Source organism: Methylotuvimicrobium sp. (assembly GCF_050611805.1).
Taxonomy (GTDB): Bacteria; Pseudomonadota; Gammaproteobacteria; order Methylococcales; family Methylomonadaceae; genus Methylotuvimicrobium.
Window position 1 is genome coordinate 22,973 of sequence record NZ_JBNGHF010000009.1, and the last position, 18,250, is coordinate 41,222.

An 18,250-nucleotide genomic window follows, 5' to 3' on the forward strand; every position below is an offset into this window, starting at 1 on the left:
TATCCATGGAAACCTTTGAAAATGTAGTTGCGACTTTGTCGGGCTGGGTCTGGGGCGCGCCGATGCTTATTTTACTGGTCGGTACCGGACTGTATTTGACGATTCTGTTGCGCGGCTTGCAATTTCGGGCGCTCGGCCACGCATTGAAATTGATTTTCGACAAGGATCACAAGGGGGTCGGCGATATCAGTCATTTTGCGGCCTTGACCACGGCATTGGCGGCCACGGTCGGCATCGGCAACATCGTCGGCGTTGCAACCGCGATTACGTTGGGTGGGCCAGGAGCGGTCTTTTGGATGTGGATGACCGGCATCGTCGGCATGGCGACCAAGTATGCCGAGGCGGTATTGGCGGTTAAATATCGCGAACAAGGCAAGCATGGCATGCGCGGCGGCCCGATGTATTACATTGCCAAGGGTGCTGGACTTCCTTGGCTGGGCTGGCTGTTTGCGGTGTTCACGGCCGGCGCGGCGTTCGGCATCGGCAACATGACTCAAGCTAATTCGGTCGCGGTCATGCTGGACAAGGTCTTCGGCGTCGAACCCTGGGCGACCGGTATTGTATTGATGTCGTTGACCGGCTTCGTGCTGATCGGCGGCATTCGTTCCATCGGTCGATTTACATCAATGTTGGTGCCGTTCATGATCGTGCTTTATATAGGTGCCGCACTGACCGTTATCGCGATCAATATCAGTGAAGTACCGGACGCGTTGCGTTTAATTTTTTATCACGCTTTTAGTCCGATTGCGGCTGGCGGCGGGTTTGCCGGTGCAACTATCGCCGCCGCTATCCGCTTCGGCGTGGCGCGTGGGGTGTTTTCCAACGAATCGGGGCTCGGCTCGGCGCCGATAGCCGCCGCGGCCGCGCGGACTTGCGATCCGGTCAAGCAAGCTCTGGTATCGATGACGCAAACGTTTATCGATACCTTGCTGGTGTGTACGATCACCGCGCTGGTTATTCTAACCGCGACACCGTGGACTGAAGGTGTCAGTGCCGGGGTTCTGACTAGCTTGAGTTTTGCCGAGACGCTGGGTAGCGCCGGAACGCTGGTCGTCGCGCTGGCGACAGTATTATTCGCATTTTCGACGTTGATCGGTTGGAGCTATTACGGCGAAAAAGCCGTAGAATATTTACTAGGCGCGCGAGTCATCGTACTTTATCGCGTTGTCTTCGTTGCTGTCATCGTGATCGGCGCGACGATGCAGCTGGAATTGGTGTGGAATTTCTCGGACCTGATGAATGGCCTAATGGCCATGCCCAACTTGATTGGGCTGTTGCTGCTCTCTAACGTTGTGCGCGCTGAGACGCGGCGCTACTTTAGCGCTCGTAACGTGAACTCGGAAAACAGTCTAAAAGTTGAGTTTTTTGATAGGAAATAGCTTGACCGGGCGGAGTTTGGGGGTTAGGATTTTGACTCTTGTGCGTTAAGGCCTCGGAGCCGGCTATAGTATCTAATGCGAGATAAATGCCTATTTTTGCCGGATGCGGATGATAGGTGAGCTTGTCCTGATGATGGTTACCGGCGGATCTGAAGCATTTGATAAATCAAGAAGCCCAATGTTATGGGCTCATAAAGCCTGTCAGGATTTGGTCGATGAAAGAAAGGCGCGTTAGCAGTTATCGTTAAATTGTTAAACAAATAATAGTTAAGAACTGTGAATAAGCCGGGCTTTTTTTTAACGGTTTTCTGTGACTATGGCTAGCAAGGAAGAGAATAATAATTAACTAACGGATTAATCTAGCGTTTTAGGTTAAGACGTAAAAAGTCGAAAGGAATCGTTAGCCTTCAACAATAACTGAATTGGGCAATGTCAATTGATAGCCCAAGGAGAGGTTAAAAATGAACATTAAATTCAAACAATGGTGGGGCGAGTTTCTGCACGATGAAGAAGGTGCGAGCGCAATTGAATATGCGTTGATTGCAGCCATGGTTGCATTGGCGTTGATTGCTTTTGTAGATCCTATTAATACGGCGGTTGCAAATTTATTTACCCAAATTCAAGGTGCGTTACCGGCTGGAGGTTAAGGTCAAGAATTCAGTGGTTTAGATTCAGCCATTGGTTATAGTAACGTTAGTGTCACTACCCTATTGGTTGGTAGCGTTATGGACGCTTGTTTGCGGTGGGTATGACCTAATTCAGCGCCGCATACCCAATGGTCTGACGCTCGGTGCGCAGGGCGCGGCGCTGGCGGCTTATGCCGTGACCGGGCAAGGCTGGCTGGATGTGCCGTGGACGGCAGGGCTGGCCGGTTGGGCCTTGGCGCTGGCCTTGACCTTGCCCGGCTATGTCTTGAAGAAGCTCGGCGCGGGCGATGTTAAACTCTTTGCCGCGATGGGCTTGCTGGGCGGCTTCGACGCGGCATTGATTACGTTTGCCGTGGCGAGTTTGTTTGCGGGTGGAGTCGCCTTGTTGTGGCTGGCGGCGTACCGATGGTTTTTTCTGTTGGAGCTGCCGTTGTCGCGCATGGGTATCTCCATTGCCGGCGTGCCCGAACCGAAAGGCAGATTCCTACCGTTCGGTTCGGCGCTGGCAGCCGGATTTCTTGTGGCTTTGTTCGGTTCCGGCTCGGCGCCATTGCCGTTTTAATCATGCGGTTCGGGCTGGGTGTCTGCCGTACGCGGCCTGCTTGGTTTCACAGGGCATGTCTTTTCAATAGCGTGGGAACGGCCGGCAGCTTTGAGAGATGCCTACCAAACTGTGAATATATTCGATGCCAAGAAAACAGGCATGAAGAATATGAAGATTTATTTCATTGAAGTGCTAATTCTTTTTTTCGTTATTTTCGTGCACTTCATAGCGAATAAGGCTTTTTTATGATGTCTTGGCCAAAATTCTTTTACAGTCTCGGATGAGCGAGTTTTCGATGAAACAGACGCCTCGTCAACGGACCGTTATTAAGCCATTATCAAGTAGCTTGCGTATCCAGCGTGGAGCGGCAGCCATTGAGGCGGCGCTGTTGTTCGTCATTTTTTTTACGTTGTTTTATGCCATCGTCAGTTATTCGATGCCACTTTTGATGTTGCAGGCGTTTCAGCATGCGGCGGCTTCAGGTGCCAGGTCGGCCGTTGCTGTGGAATCGACCGAATTCGGTAGTACTGACGATTACATTCAAAACGGTGTGGCGCCTAGAGTTCGTAACGTTGTAGGTGAGCTATTAAATTGGCTGCCGCCCGCCGCTCATGTAGCGGTGTTAGGGGAAGGTAATCAGAATGTTCAGGTGGTTTTCGACCCAGCAAGTGGTTTATTGACTGTAACGGTTAGTTTTATGGATTATCCGGATAATCCATTGGTTCCGATTCTAGTCTTTCCCGGAATCGGCGCGGTGCCAAGATTGCCTCAGCATTTAACCGGGCGGGCCTCCGTACAGCTATGAGCGGCCGGCTAGGCAATGTGTCTTCTTTCATAATTCTAACAAGTTTCATCACTCCATTTTTTATTAAAAAGCCGCCGCGTCACTTGCGGGACTCAAATTATAAAGCCTCAAATAGTATATAATTATGTCCCTTAGGAATATGCACAAAATAACTGCTACAAGTAGTAGGCTTTGCGGCGGTTTGGTGACTCGCTTGACAGGGCGCCGTGAACCCAGCACATAAATCCAGCACCTAAATTCCATAGGTCTTTGGCAATGATTCAAAATCATGGCTTATTTAGGTGCTGGATGAATTATCCAAGGGAACGAACCATAGCCGATGGCTTATGGAAATTAGGTGCTGGGTGAATACGTCCATGTAAGCTTGACGGCGGTTTTCCCTGCCGCCGACACCTGTCAATCGAGCCACCGAACCTCCCTTTCAACAGTTGTCGAAGTTATTTCATGCTCGTTCCTTTGTATTTTCCGGGGCGCGGACGAAACGCTCAAAATGAATTGATGTTTATACTCGTCAAAACGCCTGGCTGACTACTGGGGATAATTCGCACAACGGTCGAAGTATCATATTAAAAAATTGACTGACGCGGTCGACGGAGGAGGTAACATGAGTAGTACGGTTTTACGAGTACTCGCTTTATTGTTGGCGATCGGTGCTATTGCTATCGGTTATTTCGGTTATCGAGCCAGTCAGCATCAACCGCCCAAACAAGAAGTCGTGCGCGTCGAGGCGGAAGAGCCAAAAGGCGAGGCGGTCGTATTCGCCGCGCGGGATATCCCGGCGGGGCAGGCTATTGTTGAGGATGATTTGACTACCTCGCTTGTGCCGACCCGTCCTATTCGATCTTACGCTACAGGCGTCGCTATTGTTGGCCGCAGACCTAGAGTCGATATCGCCACGGGGGAAATGCTGATGTCCGGACATTTCCCGACTTATAGTCAACTGGCGCTGAGCCTTCATCATGGGGAGCGGGCGGTAGCTGTTAAGGTCGACGAAGTCACCGGGACAGGCGGTTTCATCGAGCCGGGAGATCACGTTGATGTGCTTCTTTATTTGCGGGCAGATCGTGAAACGGGTCCGAATAGTTCGGCCCAAGTGGTTTTAACGAATGTGCGCGTGCTGGCTTTCGGCAATATGCTGCAGTCGCCGGATCAGCACTCTGATGAGGACGGTGGTCGCCAGTCAGAAACAAGTAGCGGTGGCATCAAAGCCGTTACCGGGCAGTCTAAGAAAGTAGAGCCTACCGGTAAAAAAAGTAAGACTGCCGTACTAGCCGTCGCCGTGTCCGATGCGTCGATACTGATGCTCGCCGAATCCGGCGGCAAGATTAGGCTGGCGCTACGGGGCGTCCAACAGGGAGCTAAGGTTTCGGCTAGCGCCGAGGTTGGTGCAAACGATATCGATTATTCTTATGCCGAATCCGAACAAGACCTGCAGAGTAGGTATTATAGGGTGTTAAGTGATTTGCTTAGACCTGGATCGGCGCTGTCGACTGCTCATGTCGAAAGCATCAGTTCTCGGGACCAAGGAAGTATCGTTGTACATAGAGGGAGTTCAATTGAAACTTTGACCTTGGGGCGTTAACGTGCCTTATCGAATAGAATTATTACAAAGATGGGTTAGGCAATTGCCAAGATGAACTTTTTCAAAGCTGTATTTTTTGCGACTCTTTTAGGCGCGACTCATTTATCCTATGCCTTCGATTCTACGATCCATATCGAAATGGGTAAGCAACATAGCTTCCGTTATTTAAGTGGATTTAAACGTATCGCCGTTGGCGATTCGCAAATTGCCGATATCGATGTCATCGACGACCGGCAATTGTTGATCACGCCTAAAAAACCGGGCGTGACGAATTTGATGCTTTGGCATGGTATGGATTCTACAGCGCCGGATTTTCAAGCGGAATTAATGGTCACAGCATCCGCTAGTTTGGAAAGGCATGCGCTTGACAAGCTAGAAGAAGTTGGTTTACAAGTCTCGGAAGCCGGTGAAAAGCTAAAATTAAACGGCAAAAGTGAATCGCTCGAAGCGCATCATCAAGCGCTCGAGGCGTTGAGTGAAAAAAGTGAATCCACAATTGACGCCACGACTTTGGATTTCGATACGCAAGTGCAGATCGATATCAAAATTGTCGAAGTCAGCCGCAGGCGCATGCAGAATGCCGGTCTATTTCTCGGAAGAAATACCGCGAACACAACCTTGGCCCTCTCCACGCCGGGAAATTTGAGTGGTGTCGGCAGTTTTGAATCTGCCGGCGAAGGTGCGATTTCTTTGCTTAGTAGCGGCTTCTTTCCTCATGCCCAGGCTTTCAATTTTCTTTACGGTAATGCCAGCGAAGGCATTCTCGGTGTGGTTTCCATACTTGAGAACAACGGTTTTGCCTATACACTGGCCGAACCTTCGTTAATGGCGATGAGCGGGCAAAGCGCCAATTTTTTAGCGGGTGGCGAATTTCCTATTCCCGTTCCCCAGGGCGGCGCGCAGTCCGGCAGTAATACCATTCGATTCAAAGAGTTTGGGGTGCGTGTGTCGTTGACGCCGACAGTGCTGGATCAAAACCGTATCGCTTTAAAAGTCGCGCCCGAAGTCAGTGAGCTGGATTTTACCGCCGGTATCCAAAGCGGAGGCGTCGCGGTGCCGGCCTTGCGCGTTCGCCGAACCGATACCAGTATTTCGCTGGGTGATGGCGAAAGTTTCGTGATTAGCGGCTTAGTCAGTCAGAATACCTTGGCGAGTGTCGATAAATTCCCATGGCTAGGCGATATTCCGGTTCTCGGCGCATTTTTTCGTTCCACACATATTGATCGCAACGATAGGGAGTTAATTATGGTGGTAACGCCGCATTTGGTGCAGCCACTCGCGAAGGGCGCCGATTTACCGGCGATGCCGGGTGAACGTTTCCGACAATACGACCCGAATTTTTTTCAAACATTCTTCCTGGAGTCGGGCTCGTTTAAGGTCAAGGCTCCCGCACGGTCGGGCTTTTCGAAATAACGACATGACGATCATACGCAAACACAGTTACGTTGCTGTCACCAATAATCAGGAGCACCTACGTTGGTTGCAAACTGTATTTCGTGAAGAAGGCGAGGTGGTTGTTGCCGATTCGCCGTCTATGGAACGCGTGCGACAGATACTCGATTTGACCGGTGCACAAGTCGTTTTTGTGGCATTGACGGAATTGTCGCTACGGCAAGATACCGCGCTGATCGAGGGTTTGGTTGCGGTTAAACCATTATTGTCGGTGATCGCGATGGCCGACCATGTCGATAATGCGATGTTGCTAGCGGCCATGCGCGCCGGTGCGCGTGATTATATTGTATCCGGTAGCCGCCCCGGTGAAGTTATTAACTTGGTTCAACGCTTACAAAATCGCGCACCGGCTCCCAATGTGCCGACGGCTTCGTTGGGTAAAATTACCGCTTTAGTCAGCGCCCGTCCAGGGGCCGATACGCCCATGCTGGCGCTTCATCTCGCTCTGGCCATGCAAGGCAAACAAACAGAACGCAATACGCTGCTACTCGATCTTGGGAATCCCGTCGGCGATACTTTGACTTATCTCGGGCTCAATTCGCCTTACAGTTTTAGCGATGCGGTCAGGAGTCTACGTCGTCTCGATTCGATGTTAATCGATAGCGCTTTCGCCAAACATGAGAGCGGTCTGAGTTTATTGGCATTACCGGAAGAGCAAAGCGCGATGAGTGAAATTACTTCCGCGGATATTTATGTCTTGCTCGGTATGCTGCGTCGTTATTTCTCTCGGATCATCCTTAATCTCGGCGGTGTTCCAAGATCGGATTTTCTTTATTTACTGCTTAGTAATGCCGATAATACCCTGGTGCTCGTTGAGCAGAGCGTACCAAGTTGTAAGCAAAATATGCAATTAGTAAAGAAAATGATCGAACATAAGATTCCAATGGATTCCGTTGAGTTAATCGTCGACCGTTATCTTCCTCAGTTGCCTCCGGATGCCGAAAGTTTATCGCGCGGATTCGGTTTGCCGCTCCAGACGACATTGCCGCCCTCCGGCATGGCAAGATTGAGCATGATGAATTCCGGTGAAAGTTTATTCAAATGCGCTCCCCGCGATCCCTATACCCTGGCGATTAAAAAGTTAGCGAAGAAGATCATGAGTCGTGATCTCGGCGAGGTTAAAAAAGAAAATAAAAACAATGGGGTTCTCAAAAATCTGGTTTCTTGGTTTAGTGTTAAGTAGAGGCATTTAGAATGGGACTTAAATATCCGCTCTATGACTACAGTCTTAAACATACCGAAACTTATCAGGATCTCAAATATTCCTTGCATCGTTATTTGATCGATTGCGTTGAAGAAGACAATGTTCCATTGAATGAATGGGGTCACGAGCAAATCGAAAATTATGTGCATGATCATGTATCGCGGTATGCCGCTCAATTACAACTGGCTGTTACGAGCTACGATCTCGATGACCTGACCGAAGAGATGATTAACGAGCTGACCGGTTACGGTCCACTTGAATCGCTCCTCGCGGACGACCAAATCAGCGATATCATGGTAAACGGCGCCCGAAATATTTTTTTAGAACGTAATGGAAAGGTAGAGCAGGCCGATCTAAGGTTCATCGATGACGACCATGTGCTACGTGTGATTAGGCGAATTATCGCACCGCTCGGACGCCGGTTGGATGAGTCGAGTCCGATGGTGGATGCGCGTTTGTCCGACGGTAGCAGGATTAACGCGATCATACCGCCGTTGGCTATCGATGGCCCTTGCCTTTCCGTGCGCAAATTCCGCAAGGACCCGCTACGCGAGTCCGATTTGTTGGTTTATGGGACGGCTAACGAAGCGATGCTGCAATTTCTTAGAAAAGCGGTTAGATATCGTTGTAATATTTTGGTGAGCGGAGGAACAGGGTCCGGTAAAACCACGTTGCTTAATATCTTGAGCCGGTTTATCGAAGAGCAAGAGCGAATTGTAACCATTGAGGACGCAGCGGAACTCCAACTCGGTCATAATCATGTCGTTCGCCTAGAAACGCGCCCACCTAATGTCGAAGGCTCGGGCGAGGTGAGGGCTCGAGATTTGGTTCGTAATGCTTTGCGGATGCGGCCGGATCGAATTATCCTGGGCGAGGTGCGCGGCGAAGAAGTATTGGATGTGCTTCAGGCGATGAACACCGGCCATGACGGCTCGATGAGTACGGTGCATGCCAATAGCGCTCGGGACGCTTTAGGTCGCCTGGAGATGTTGGCGGCCTTGGCGAACTTTCAAGGAGGAGCGGAAATACTTAGGCAAATGATCGTATGTGCGATCGATATCATTGTTCAAATCGCTCGGTTTTCGGACGGAACGCGCCGTATCATTTCAATCGCAGAAGTGGATGGTTTACATGAAGGGCAGTTTAGACTAAACGAGCTATTTAGGTTCGATAGGGTCAATAAAAATTTTTCGACGAGCAGTTCCCGTCCGTCCGGTCAAAAATTCGAAATAGATGGTGGTCGTTTGTTTCCGGAAGAAGGAGGTCAATCGTTTGATTAGTAACAGCATGCTGAGCTTTGCTATAGCTATAGCCATGTTTGCCTTGGCTTTGTTTATGTATCAAAAAAGCCAGCGTGATGCGTTTGTTGAGAAGGTAACGCGGCGTATGGTCGAATCGTCCGGCATCGAAGCGTCGGTTTTGAAGCCTGAAAGACGTTATGCCTGGCCTTGGGTTGAACAACTGTTCTGGCGGGCAGGAATAGACGCGAAAAGTCAGCAGGTGTTGGCGGGTTTATTAGCCATGATGATGATTGTTTTCCTAGTGGGCCTGTGGAAAGGCCTGGCGATTGCATTGTCAACACCTATTATCATTATGCTTTTGATTTATCTATGGCTATTGCATAAAGCGAAAAAAAGGATCGTTCTAATTTTGGCGCAATTACCGTTATTTCTCGATCAGGTGTTACGCGGTCTCGGTACCGGCCGCAGCATGGAAGGGGCCTTGAGTCTGGCGGCGGATGAAACGCCCGCGCCCCTTAAAGATATTATCACTCGAGTGCTTCGTGCCGGCAAATTGGGTGCCGATTTGGGCGAGGCAATACAGGAAGCCGCCGATCTTTATCGCATCAACGAGTTGTACTTGTTAGCGCTGTCCATCAGAATCAACCGCAGCTACGGTAGCAGTGTTCGGGATATGCTTCAGAATGTGGCTAAAATGATCCATGATCGTGAAGCGGCGCGCGGCGAATTAAGGGCGCTGACCGGAGAGACTAGAGTAACGGCTTGGGTGTTGGGTTTACTGCCGCCTAGTTTGGCCGTCTATATCATGCTGATGAACCCCCGCTATCTCGAAACGATGTGGCAAGATGCTTCCGGCAGAATTCTATTGATGATTGCGATAGGTCTGCAACTGGCAGGGGCATTTACCCTGTGGCGAATGGTCAAAAGTATCTAGGAGAGCAATGTGACATTGTGGACATATTGGGCAATCGCATTACTTTTGATTTTGTCCGGCGTTTTGATGTTGTGGGCTTCATTTCGCTCGGATGGCGCTTCCAATGCTTCGCAGCGACGTTTTCAGGCCTTACTCAAATCGGGGATGAGCTCAGATAATATTGCTGATGAAGGTTGGATATTGTCGGCAATCGAACGCATGAATAAAAGCGGGATGGGAAAATTATTCTCTAGTGACGATCAGGAAGAAATCACCCGGCTATTGAAACAAGCGGGTTGGTATGTTGCTCGGAAGCGTATGCTTTTTTTGTCGATTTCGTGGTTGGCGCCGATGATCGCGGTAGTTTGTGCCGGTGCTTATATTTTCACGGTAGGTCATCTGACCGTTGTACAAAATTTAGCGATGGTTTTTTTTGCGATTGCATTCGGTTATCTAGGTCCCCGCTATGTATTGCGCTATCGGGCTAGTGTGCGCCGTAATGCCTTGTCCCGGGAAATGCCGGTCGCGATAAACTTGTTGCGCATGTTGTTAGAGGCCGGGCTTTCGACCGAACACGCGCTACGGGTAATGAATGCTGAGGGACGTGTGTTGATGCCGAATCTTTCCGAGGAGATAGCCGTGGCCTTACAGCGCATCGATGCCGGACATGATCGCGTCGAAGCGCTCGGTGATATGGCGGCGCCGCTGGAGGTATCCGAATTGACTGATACCGTTGCAATTTTGAAACAGGTAACCAAACACGGTGGGAATATTCGCGAATCATTGGTAAAGTTTGCACAGTTGATCGATGCTCGTCAGCAGTCAGCATTGCGAGAATATGTTAACCGGCTGTCGGCGAAAATGTCTGTCGTCATGATGCTGTTTCTCTTTCCTGCGCTGCTGATTTTTCTTGCGGGCCCGGGATTTCTAGCCCTTGCTCGAGGGTTGTTGAATGTCTATGGTTAGTCTTACGATTCACAGAGCTTTGCTTGGCATCGCCGTGATTGTAATGAGTGGATGCGGTTGGTCGTTGCCGGAATGGCAGGCTAAAGCAATTCATGATGATCCCGGAAGTTACAAATTAGCGAAGTCTTGCGGAGATGATCCCGAGCCGAAGCAAAATGTCAAGTTAGACTTGATACGTCAGCTCATGGATAGCGGAAAACTATATGCAGCATTGGCTCATTTAGATGAAGCACGATCGCTTTCATTACAATCCAGTTATTTGCGCGCGGAAATCTTACGTCGGACGGATCGTCCGGAAATGGCAGCCCCTTTATATCGTGAATTACTGGAAAGCTGTATGGTTGGAAAAGGGTACCATGGGCTCGGCTTGATAGCCGGAAGGAATCGGCAAATTAATGAGGCCATCGATTTTTTGCAAAAAGCCGCTAATGAATTGCCGGTCGATACTCGAGTGCGAAATGATCTGGGTTATGCTTTATTGCTTGGTGGACAGTTTGACTCGGCGCGTAACGAGTTTTTGACAGCCTTGGAATTGGATGGTGGCGATCGGTTGGCGGCTAGCAATATGTTCTTGCTATTGTCGGTGATGGACAAGGAGCAGGAGATTCGAGTTTTCTCGACGCATATGAAAATAGATTCGGAAACGATGGAACAACTTCGTGCTCAAGCCGAAGAAATCAAAGCAACGCTTAAAGCTTCAGGCCGCATTGATATGTTGCGTGAGCAGGGCTTATTGTGATGCGTAACTCTAAAAAACATAGGTGGGATTCAATGAAGTTGCGAAAAACGATTATAACCGGGGGGGGGCTTGTGTTGTTATTAAACGCCTCTATTCCGTTTGCGGAATCATCTTCGGAGCGGTCTTCGGGTAAGGAAACTCGACGCTGGCTTGAACTGCAGAGCAGCGGTCTTGCGGCTTCCACCTCGCGTCAAACGGTATCGGGTCCGGTTGCCGACGCCATTTACCGACGTTATCTCGATAGCTTTAAACACCCGATTCCGGAATTCTACAAGAGTAAGCAAGATGGCGAGGGTAATGGTGCTCGTTGAGATAGAATGACGCCTAACGGTGAATGTGCTACAGAGTCTTTAGGCTTCGACTTGGCTTGGCACGAACTGTCGACAGCGCATGCCAACTGCTCTTTTTACTCCCTTCTTACTGAATAATCGTTCAACTTTGTTTGGGTATGGGGTATGCCTATCGAAGACGGCCGTGAACCCGTCCATGAGGGCTTGACGGCAGATCGAACGCCAAGGATGGCGTGGATGCAGATTTTGCATGGAGCAAAATCTGCCCTGCTGCCGACATCCTCGCTAGGCATACCCCGCACCTTTTCGTTCTTAAACGTTTTTTCGGTCAAAAGGGAGTAAGATTAAAGACACGCCTGTGTTAAAAAATTGATGAACACTTCATGACTACTAAGCCGTTTACTTCAAGGTTAGAGATGCCATTCCATAAAGGTACGCCGCCTCGTCAACGCGGTGCCTTGGGAATTCTAGGCGGATTGGTTCTGTTTCTCTCTGTCCTTTTTACGGCATTGGCGGTGGATACCGGAAGGCTGATGTTGGAACACCGCCGGTTGCAACTGGTTGCCGACATGGCGGCATTGGATGCCTCATCTCAATCCGGCGGTTGCGGCGACGGAACTTTAGCGCTCGCGGAGGCGGCGGCACAGACCAGTGCCGCACGTAATAATCATTCGATCGCGGATGCTAGAACGCTCGATGTATTGTTAGGCAATGTCTCAGTAGGGACGGGCGGCATCAGAAATTTCGCACAAGCTGACCCCGAGTCGTCGATGTCGGTTCAGGTGACGGCCGGAAATACTGTGCCAGCGAGTTTGTTTGCCGGTGGTTTGCTCGGCCGCGAGGCTACACTACAGGCGACAGCAGTCGCTGAACGGCAGGTGTTGGCCGGTTTTTCCGTTGGTAGTCTGTTGGTGTCGCTCAATGATGATGATGCGGGGTTATTGAATAATTTGCTGGGTGGGGTTCTCGGTTCGTCCGTGAGTCTCGACGCGGTTGCCTATCGAGGGATTGCCGCGACCAATGTGAAGCTTTTGGACTTGGTAGACGCCGCTGCCTATGCAGGGACTGTTCAGGAGCTATTAAACGCTGATGTGAGTGCGAGTGAGTTATTGCAGGTCTATGCGGATGCGGTGAATGCTTCCGGTGTTGCGGATGCCGGGGTTTCCGCAGCTATGAATACTTTGATCGCGGCTTCGGTTTCCGATTTGGCGTTGACCTTAGGCGAGGTTTTGAATGTGACCACCGCTCCGACGAATGTGGAAGAAGCGGCTTCAGTCGGTGTTAACTTGCTCGATCTGATTACCACGACGGCTTTGGTCGCCAATGGCGAGAGTGCAATAATTTTGCCTCTGAATACGGGAATACCTGGCTTGATAACAGTAAATACTGAACTGATGGTGATAGAGCCACCGCAAATCGCTATCGGCCCGCCAGGTAAAAACGAAGACGGAGATTGGAGAACTAAAGCGAAGACCGCTCAAGTACGATTGAAAACCGATGTGTCTGCCAGTGTTAATGTTCCGCTGCTGCAATTGAGCGTCGATTTGGGATTGCATGTACAGATAGCGCAGGGCGAGGCTTGGTTGGACAGCATCCAATGCAGAAACGCGATTGACTCTACGTCTGTTGTGTCCATCGGCGCGCAACCAGGTATCGCCAATGTTTTTGTAACAATATCGGACTATGATGGTCCTCCGATTGCTGCCCCGCCTGCAAATATTGGGGTTGTCGTTGATCTCGGATTATTGGGTAATGTTTCAGTGGCTAACGTAACCGCTGGTTTAAATTTACCGTTGGAGCCCGATGAAGGGGATTTGACTTTTTATGTGGATGTAAATGATCCCAATGCCTTGCCGATGATGCAGCGGTTATCGAGTGACACGGGCGGTAGTCTTAATAATGGTTTTGCCGAATTGGATAAAGGATTGGTCGTCAACGTAAATATGCTTGGTGGTCTGGGGGGGCTTGTTCTAAACGGGCTTAGTGCTCTCGGTATAAATGCTAATTATATTTTGTCTATTGTTCTCAGCAGTTTATTACAGCCGCTTTTGGCCGGGCTTGGAACCTCGGTCTTGGATCCGTTGTTGCGTCTGCTGGGAATAGAGGTCGGTGCCATAGATGTTCAGTTGATTGATCTGGATTTGGGTCGGCCGAACTTGCTGATATGAGAGTTTTTCCGGTCCCATGGCTTTGCGTGACCGTCAGTGTTGGGTTACGTAGATGTTGAATTGTTTGAGGTCAAGATAGGGCGGCCTGACTTAATTAATCTAGGAATATCGAATGACTTGCTATCGGCTCGCTTAATTGATTTTATCAAGGCTCGACTAAAGCGGCTTACAAGCATAAAGACTCGTCAATAGGTGTGCTTTTTGCCGTAAATCTCCTGATTTCACTCTTCGTTAGTTCCATCTAAATTAGGATCGTACCATACTACTCGATTCCGCCCATTTGCTTTGGCGCGGTATAAGGCTTTGTCGGCGATTTTTACTAAGTCTTCGGATTTCATGTCTTCCCCGGCAAAAGTCGTATATCCTCCGAGGCTGATGGTCACATGGCCTAGCGTTGAGTCCTGGTGAGGAATATTGAGGCGCTCGACGGCCTGTCGCATTCGCTCAGCCATTGTATAAGCATCGTCACGAGTTGTTTGACTAAGCAATACAACAAATTCTTCTCCGCCATAACGAGCAACTAGATCGATTGCACGTTTGGCGGATTGAGCAAGCGCGCCTGCGACTTGCTCGAGGCAATCATCTCCGTCTTGATGACCATAACGATCATTGAATTTCTTAAAAAAATCCACATCCAACATGATCAATGAAAGCGGAGTCCCTGATCGAAGCGCATGCAACCATTCTTGTTCCAGAACGATATCGAAACGGCGGCGATTGGCAAGGTGCGTCAATTTATCTTCTCCTGCCTCGTTTTCCAGTCCGAAACGAGAAAGCAAACCATCCAATAAATCGCTGTGCAGTTGGCGTGCCGAATAAAAGAGGCTACAACCCATTATCAATACAGCCGGAATGGTACTAAGGCTCGGCTCGCTATCCATCACGATTAAAATGGAAATTAGCGGCGCCATTATCCCGAATAAGAATGCCGCGTAGACTGACGGTAACGTGCTGAGTCTAGGCATCGCGGCTGCGGCGATCGCACTTAGCATCACGAAGATAAATAAGCAAGTGTGAAGCGATAACAATGGAAACAGTATCGCGGTGATACCAAAACTAAATCCAGCTACTCCTGCCGCTATGACGTCGGGCATGATAGAGTCGCCCTTTATTGAATCCTCGGTAATGTGGCGGAGCGCTCTGCTGCTTCGATACCAATGCCAAAAGCCGCCAAGCAATGCAAAAGCGAGCCATGCCCCCCAAATCGTTAAAGGAAGTTCGAACCAAAGATAGGCCGCAAAAAGCGAGGTATGTACGCAATGGACGGCAAAAGCCCTGGTTGAATGCCGATAGAGATGGCGAAGTAGTTGCGTGGAAAGTCGGTGGGGATTAATCAAAGTCGTTTATCCTGTTATCAAAGCATGGTTTTCAAATGCAGTTCCCAGTGTTGTAATCTGCACCAAATAATAACCGGTCGGCATAAATATTGCGATTACCTAAGACTTCACGGCGCAAATAAGATCAAGGTCGATAGCAGTATTTTATCGAATATTTTATAGAAACTAGGGTTTAACCGCATAAGCGCCAACTTAGTGCTTATTCTATGGGTGCATTTGACACTTTTATTCGTCATATCGGCATGGATTGCCGATATCCTGGTTACATGGATGTGAAGCTAAGCATTGCCGTCCGTGGCACTGGATTCCGCCACAAATCCGTATGGAACGGATTTGCATTTACCCGAAGGGCTCCGGGCAGGATAGTCCGGAGTGAATCCCTGACGGCATGACGCGTTTTCTACTTAAGTTGGTGCCTCTTTGGGGTTTAACCGTCGGGTCGTCAAGTTATGGCGCCGGTATTTCGGAACGAGTGACGAAAAAATAGGCTATGTTTGCGTTAGCAGTTGAAATAATTTCCTTTATTGCTGAATAAGCCATTTAGGAATATGCACAAAATAACTTATACAAGTAGTAGGCTTTGGGGCGGTTAGGTAACTCGCTTAACAGGACGCCGTGAACCCAGCACCTAAATTACGCAAGATAGTTACCATAGCCAAAGGGCTATGGAATTTAGGTGCTGGGTGAATACGTCCATGTAGGCTTGACGGCGGCTATCCCTGCCGCCGGCACCTGTCAATCGAGCAACCGTTCCCTCCTTTCAACCATTGGCGCGATATTGAAAAGGAAAGTTATTCAGATTTGTATCCTTGGTTTTCATGTTGGCTTTAAGTTCAAAAATATCAACTATTAACGCAAACATAGCCAAAAAATAGGGTTTCGGAAAAGCGATATATGCGGTAATAGTTGAAAACACCCACCTCTATCGGAAGCACTTAAAAGTTCAATGTGAATGTAGGGTACGCTACGCGTACCTAATGTCGACACAAGGCAAAGCATGAGGGCGCGTTATACTCATCGTAGATCAAAATTCGGCAGCGGGGTGCCCGTCAAAGGCTCAGCACCTAAATTATCTAAGACAATTAACCATGGCCAACGGGCTATGGAATTTAGGTGCTGGGTGAATACGTCTATAAAGTCTCTATGCCAGCATTCATGCTGGCAAAGCTTTTGCCGTACACCCCGGCGCCTCCTTAGGTGCTGCCGAAATTTGAAGTGCGAAAGGTATATATCCCGGAGCGAAGGCGGCGAGTCTACTTTATACTGTGCTAATGGAATGATCGCCTGAAAAAAAACCGAAAACCGTCATTTTTATGGTAAAGGTTTTAAGGTGTCGGGCTAAGATTTTGATCTATAATTATAAGTTAATTATGGTTTGTTTATTGCTGAATGATGAATTGAGATAAAAGGTTAAATAAATATGGCGGAAAAAAATCAAAAAGCGGAAGGCGAAAAGAAATCGTCTAAAAAACTCATTATCATCATACTGGCTGTTTTACTGGTATTGGCGGGCGCGGGCGGCGCTTATTTTTTTCTTGCCGGTGATGATCCCGAGAATGTGGCTGACGTTGCAGAGACCGAACAAAAAACTGAAGCCAAGCCCGAGGTTTTTTATTACGATTTTAGTAAACCGCTCATAGTAAACTTTCCTACTGGTTCGAGAATGCGGTTAATGCAGGTCTCTATATCGTTGTTGGTTGATAGTCAAGAAGCCATAGAAGACTTAAAAAAACACGACCCTATGATTCGAAATAATCTCTTAATGTTGATTAGCGCGCAAAGTTCCGATGAACTCAATTCTCGGGAAGGTAAAGAGACGCTTAGGCAGTCAGTGCAAGGGGAGGTGAGTGCGGTCTTAGAAAAAATGACCGGTAAACAGCCTGTCAAGGAAGTGTTTTTTACTTCATTTGTGATGCAATAATTATGTCTACTGCAGACCTGCTTTCTCAAGAAGAAATCGATGCTTTGTTGCATGGTGTCGACGATGGCGAAATTGAAACCGAAACCGATGATGTAGAAGAATACTCAGGTGCGCGAACGTACGATTTTACCAGTCAGGAGCGTATCGTTCGCGGTCGGATGCCGACGTTGGAAATGATCAATGAACGTTTCGCGCGTTATTTTCGAATTACCTTGTTCAATTTTTTGAGACGTTCGGCTGAGATTTCAATCTCGGGCATACAGGTACAAAAATTTTCCGAATATGTTCAGAGTTTGTTCGTGCCGACCAATCTGAACATTGTTAAATTTACGCCGCTGAAAGGCCGAGCTTTGATTGTAATGGAGCCGCGTTTGGTCTTTACCGCAGTGGATAATTTTTTTGGCGGTACCGGGCAGTTTTATAACAAGGTCGAAGGTCGTGAATTTACGCCGACTGAGATGCGGGTGATTCGTTTGTTTATCGATATGATTTTTAAGGATTTACAGGAAGCCTGGAGGCCGGTTTTAGCGTTGCAGTTTGAATATTTGACTTCCGAAGTTAATCCGCAGTTCGCGAATGTCGTCAGTCCATCGGAGATTGTCGTGATTTCGACGATGCATGTCGAACTCGATGGGGGGGGCGGCGATATCAATATCGTCATGCCTTATACGATGATCGAGCCGATCCGAGAATTGCTAGACCAGGTGATCAGCGATCGGGGCGAGACGGACGGGCGTTGGCAGGAGTTACTGAGAAAAAGTGTCATGAATGTGGCCGTGACACTCGATAGCTTACTGATTGAGAAAAAAATGACGGTTAAGGAAGTCATGCAATTGAAAAAAGGCGATGTGATACCTGTTGATATGCCGGATACCGTACGCTTAAGAGCGCAGACCGTTCCGGTATTTGAAGGCAAGATTGGTTTATCGGACGGTAATTACGCGATCAAGATTGTTAACAAGGTAAACCCCGATTATGTTTGACGGTAAGGGTTTCGTGCCAATAAATTCCTGGAGCTATGAGTTTTGTAGCGGGTTCGGTAACTCGCTTAGGAATATGCAC

16 protein-coding genes are annotated in these 18,250 nt (G+C 48.9%); 15 read left to right on the top strand and 1 reads right to left on the bottom strand.

The features are described 5' to 3' along the window. Nucleotides 1–5 precede the first annotated feature (5 nt). The 13 genes from ACRJJO_RS06390 (at nt 6) to ACRJJO_RS06450 (ending at nt 13,930) form a co-directional block, all read left to right on the top strand. Complete coding sequence (locus ACRJJO_RS06390; protein WP_431065048.1) at nt 6–1,379, top strand: alanine/glycine:cation symporter family protein; 1,374 nt, start codon at nt 6–8, stop codon at nt 1,377–1,379. 461 nt (nt 1,380–1,840) lie between these two features. Then, complete coding sequence (locus ACRJJO_RS06395; RefSeq protein ID WP_431065049.1) at nt 1,841–2,026, top strand: Flp family type IVb pilin; 186 nt, start codon at nt 1,841–1,843, stop codon at nt 2,024–2,026. 49 nt (nt 2,027–2,075) lie between these two features. Then, nucleotides 2,076–2,588, top strand: coding sequence for an A24 family peptidase (locus ACRJJO_RS06400; RefSeq protein ID WP_431065050.1), 513 nt, complete (start codon nt 2,076–2,078; stop codon nt 2,586–2,588). Nucleotides 2,589–2,865: 277 nt separating this feature from the next. Beyond that, complete coding sequence (locus ACRJJO_RS06405; RefSeq protein WP_404356873.1) at nt 2,866–3,375, top strand: TadE/TadG family type IV pilus assembly protein; 510 nt, start codon at nt 2,866–2,868, stop codon at nt 3,373–3,375. A gap of 604 nt (nt 3,376–3,979) precedes the next feature. Beyond that, a complete protein-coding gene (gene cpaB / locus ACRJJO_RS06410) occupies nt 3,980–4,957 on the top strand; it encodes a Flp pilus assembly protein CpaB (RefSeq protein ID WP_431065051.1) in 978 nt (325 codons plus the stop codon). A 51-nt stretch (nt 4,958–5,008) separates the two neighbouring features. Continuing rightward, complete coding sequence (locus ACRJJO_RS06415) at nt 5,009–6,370, top strand: type II and III secretion system protein family protein (RefSeq protein ID WP_431065052.1); 1,362 nt, start codon at nt 5,009–5,011, stop codon at nt 6,368–6,370. 4 nt (nt 6,371–6,374) lie between these two features. Continuing rightward, on the top strand, nt 6,375–7,592 hold the full coding sequence (locus ACRJJO_RS06420; protein ID WP_404356867.1) for an AAA family ATPase: 1,218 nt from the start codon (nt 6,375–6,377) through the stop codon (nt 7,590–7,592). A gap of 11 nt (nt 7,593–7,603) precedes the next feature. After that, nucleotides 7,604–8,893 carry a CpaF family protein gene (locus tag ACRJJO_RS06425; protein WP_404356865.1) on the top strand — a complete coding sequence of 430 codons (1,290 nt, stop codon included), beginning with the start codon at nt 7,604–7,606 and terminating at the stop codon, nt 8,891–8,893. Beyond that, a complete protein-coding gene (locus ACRJJO_RS06430) occupies nt 8,886–9,788 on the top strand; it encodes a type II secretion system F family protein (protein ID WP_431065053.1) in 903 nt (300 codons plus the stop codon). Before ACRJJO_RS06425 ends, ACRJJO_RS06430 begins: the two co-directional genes overlap by 8 nt. Nucleotides 9,789–9,797: 9 nt before the next feature. Next, complete coding sequence (locus ACRJJO_RS06435) at nt 9,798–10,733, top strand: type II secretion system F family protein (protein ID WP_431065054.1); 936 nt, start codon at nt 9,798–9,800, stop codon at nt 10,731–10,733. Continuing rightward, nucleotides 10,720–11,472, top strand: a complete 753-nt coding sequence (locus ACRJJO_RS06440) for a tetratricopeptide repeat protein (protein WP_431065055.1) — start codon at nt 10,720–10,722, stop codon at nt 11,470–11,472. The genes ACRJJO_RS06435 and ACRJJO_RS06440 overlap by 14 nt, the downstream gene beginning before the upstream one ends. Before the next feature lie 32 nt (nt 11,473–11,504). Continuing rightward, the gene (locus tag ACRJJO_RS06445) at nt 11,505–11,783 is read left to right on the top strand and encodes a DUF3613 domain-containing protein (RefSeq protein WP_431065056.1); all 279 of its coding nucleotides are present in this window, start codon (nt 11,505–11,507) and stop codon (nt 11,781–11,783) included. Between the two features lie 395 nt (nt 11,784–12,178). Beyond that, complete coding sequence (locus ACRJJO_RS06450; protein ID WP_431065057.1) at nt 12,179–13,930, top strand: TadG family pilus assembly protein; 1,752 nt, start codon at nt 12,179–12,181, stop codon at nt 13,928–13,930. A 221-nt stretch (nt 13,931–14,151) separates the two neighbouring features. Here the strand turns inward: ACRJJO_RS06450 and ACRJJO_RS06455 are convergent, their stop codons facing one another. After that, nucleotides 14,152–15,267 (bottom strand): diguanylate cyclase, encoded by a 1,116-nt coding sequence (locus ACRJJO_RS06455; protein WP_431065058.1) that lies wholly within the window; start codon nt 15,265–15,267, stop codon nt 14,152–14,154. A 1,420-nt stretch (nt 15,268–16,687) separates the two neighbouring features. Here ACRJJO_RS06455 and ACRJJO_RS06460 point away from each other — a divergent pair. Then, nucleotides 16,688–17,188: a flagellar basal body-associated FliL family protein gene (locus ACRJJO_RS06460; protein ID WP_431065059.1), complete on the top strand. Its 501-nt coding sequence runs from the start codon at nt 16,688–16,690 to the stop codon at nt 17,186–17,188. A 2-nt stretch (nt 17,189–17,190) separates the two neighbouring features. Further along, nucleotides 17,191–18,171 (top strand): flagellar motor switch protein FliM, encoded by a 981-nt coding sequence (fliM, locus tag ACRJJO_RS06465; protein ID WP_431065060.1) that lies wholly within the window; start codon nt 17,191–17,193, stop codon nt 18,169–18,171. Nucleotides 18,172–18,250 lie beyond the last annotated feature (79 nt).

Coding starts and splice junctions, on each gene's coding strand:
- ACRJJO_RS06390 (WP_431065048.1), top strand. CDS start 6: ATGGAAACCTTTGAAAATGTAGTTGCGACTTTGTCGGGCTGGGTCTGG.
- ACRJJO_RS06395 (WP_431065049.1), top strand. CDS start 1,841: ATGAACATTAAATTCAAACAATGGTGGGGCGAGTTTCTGCACGATGAA.
- ACRJJO_RS06405 (WP_404356873.1), top strand. CDS start 2,866: ATGAAACAGACGCCTCGTCAACGGACCGTTATTAAGCCATTATCAAGT.
- cpaB (WP_431065051.1), top strand. CDS start 3,980: ATGAGTAGTACGGTTTTACGAGTACTCGCTTTATTGTTGGCGATCGGT.
- ACRJJO_RS06415 (WP_431065052.1), top strand. CDS start 5,009: ATGAACTTTTTCAAAGCTGTATTTTTTGCGACTCTTTTAGGCGCGACT.
- ACRJJO_RS06420 (WP_404356867.1), top strand. CDS start 6,375: ATGACGATCATACGCAAACACAGTTACGTTGCTGTCACCAATAATCAG.
- ACRJJO_RS06425 (WP_404356865.1), top strand. CDS start 7,604: ATGGGACTTAAATATCCGCTCTATGACTACAGTCTTAAACATACCGAA.
- ACRJJO_RS06440 (WP_431065055.1), top strand. CDS start 10,720: ATGTCTATGGTTAGTCTTACGATTCACAGAGCTTTGCTTGGCATCGCC.
- ACRJJO_RS06445 (WP_431065056.1), top strand. CDS start 11,505: ATGAAGTTGCGAAAAACGATTATAACCGGGGGGGGGCTTGTGTTGTTA.
- ACRJJO_RS06450 (WP_431065057.1), top strand. CDS start 12,179: ATGCCATTCCATAAAGGTACGCCGCCTCGTCAACGCGGTGCCTTGGGA.
- ACRJJO_RS06460 (WP_431065059.1), top strand. CDS start 16,688: ATGGCGGAAAAAAATCAAAAAGCGGAAGGCGAAAAGAAATCGTCTAAA.
- fliM (WP_431065060.1), top strand. CDS start 17,191: ATGTCTACTGCAGACCTGCTTTCTCAAGAAGAAATCGATGCTTTGTTG.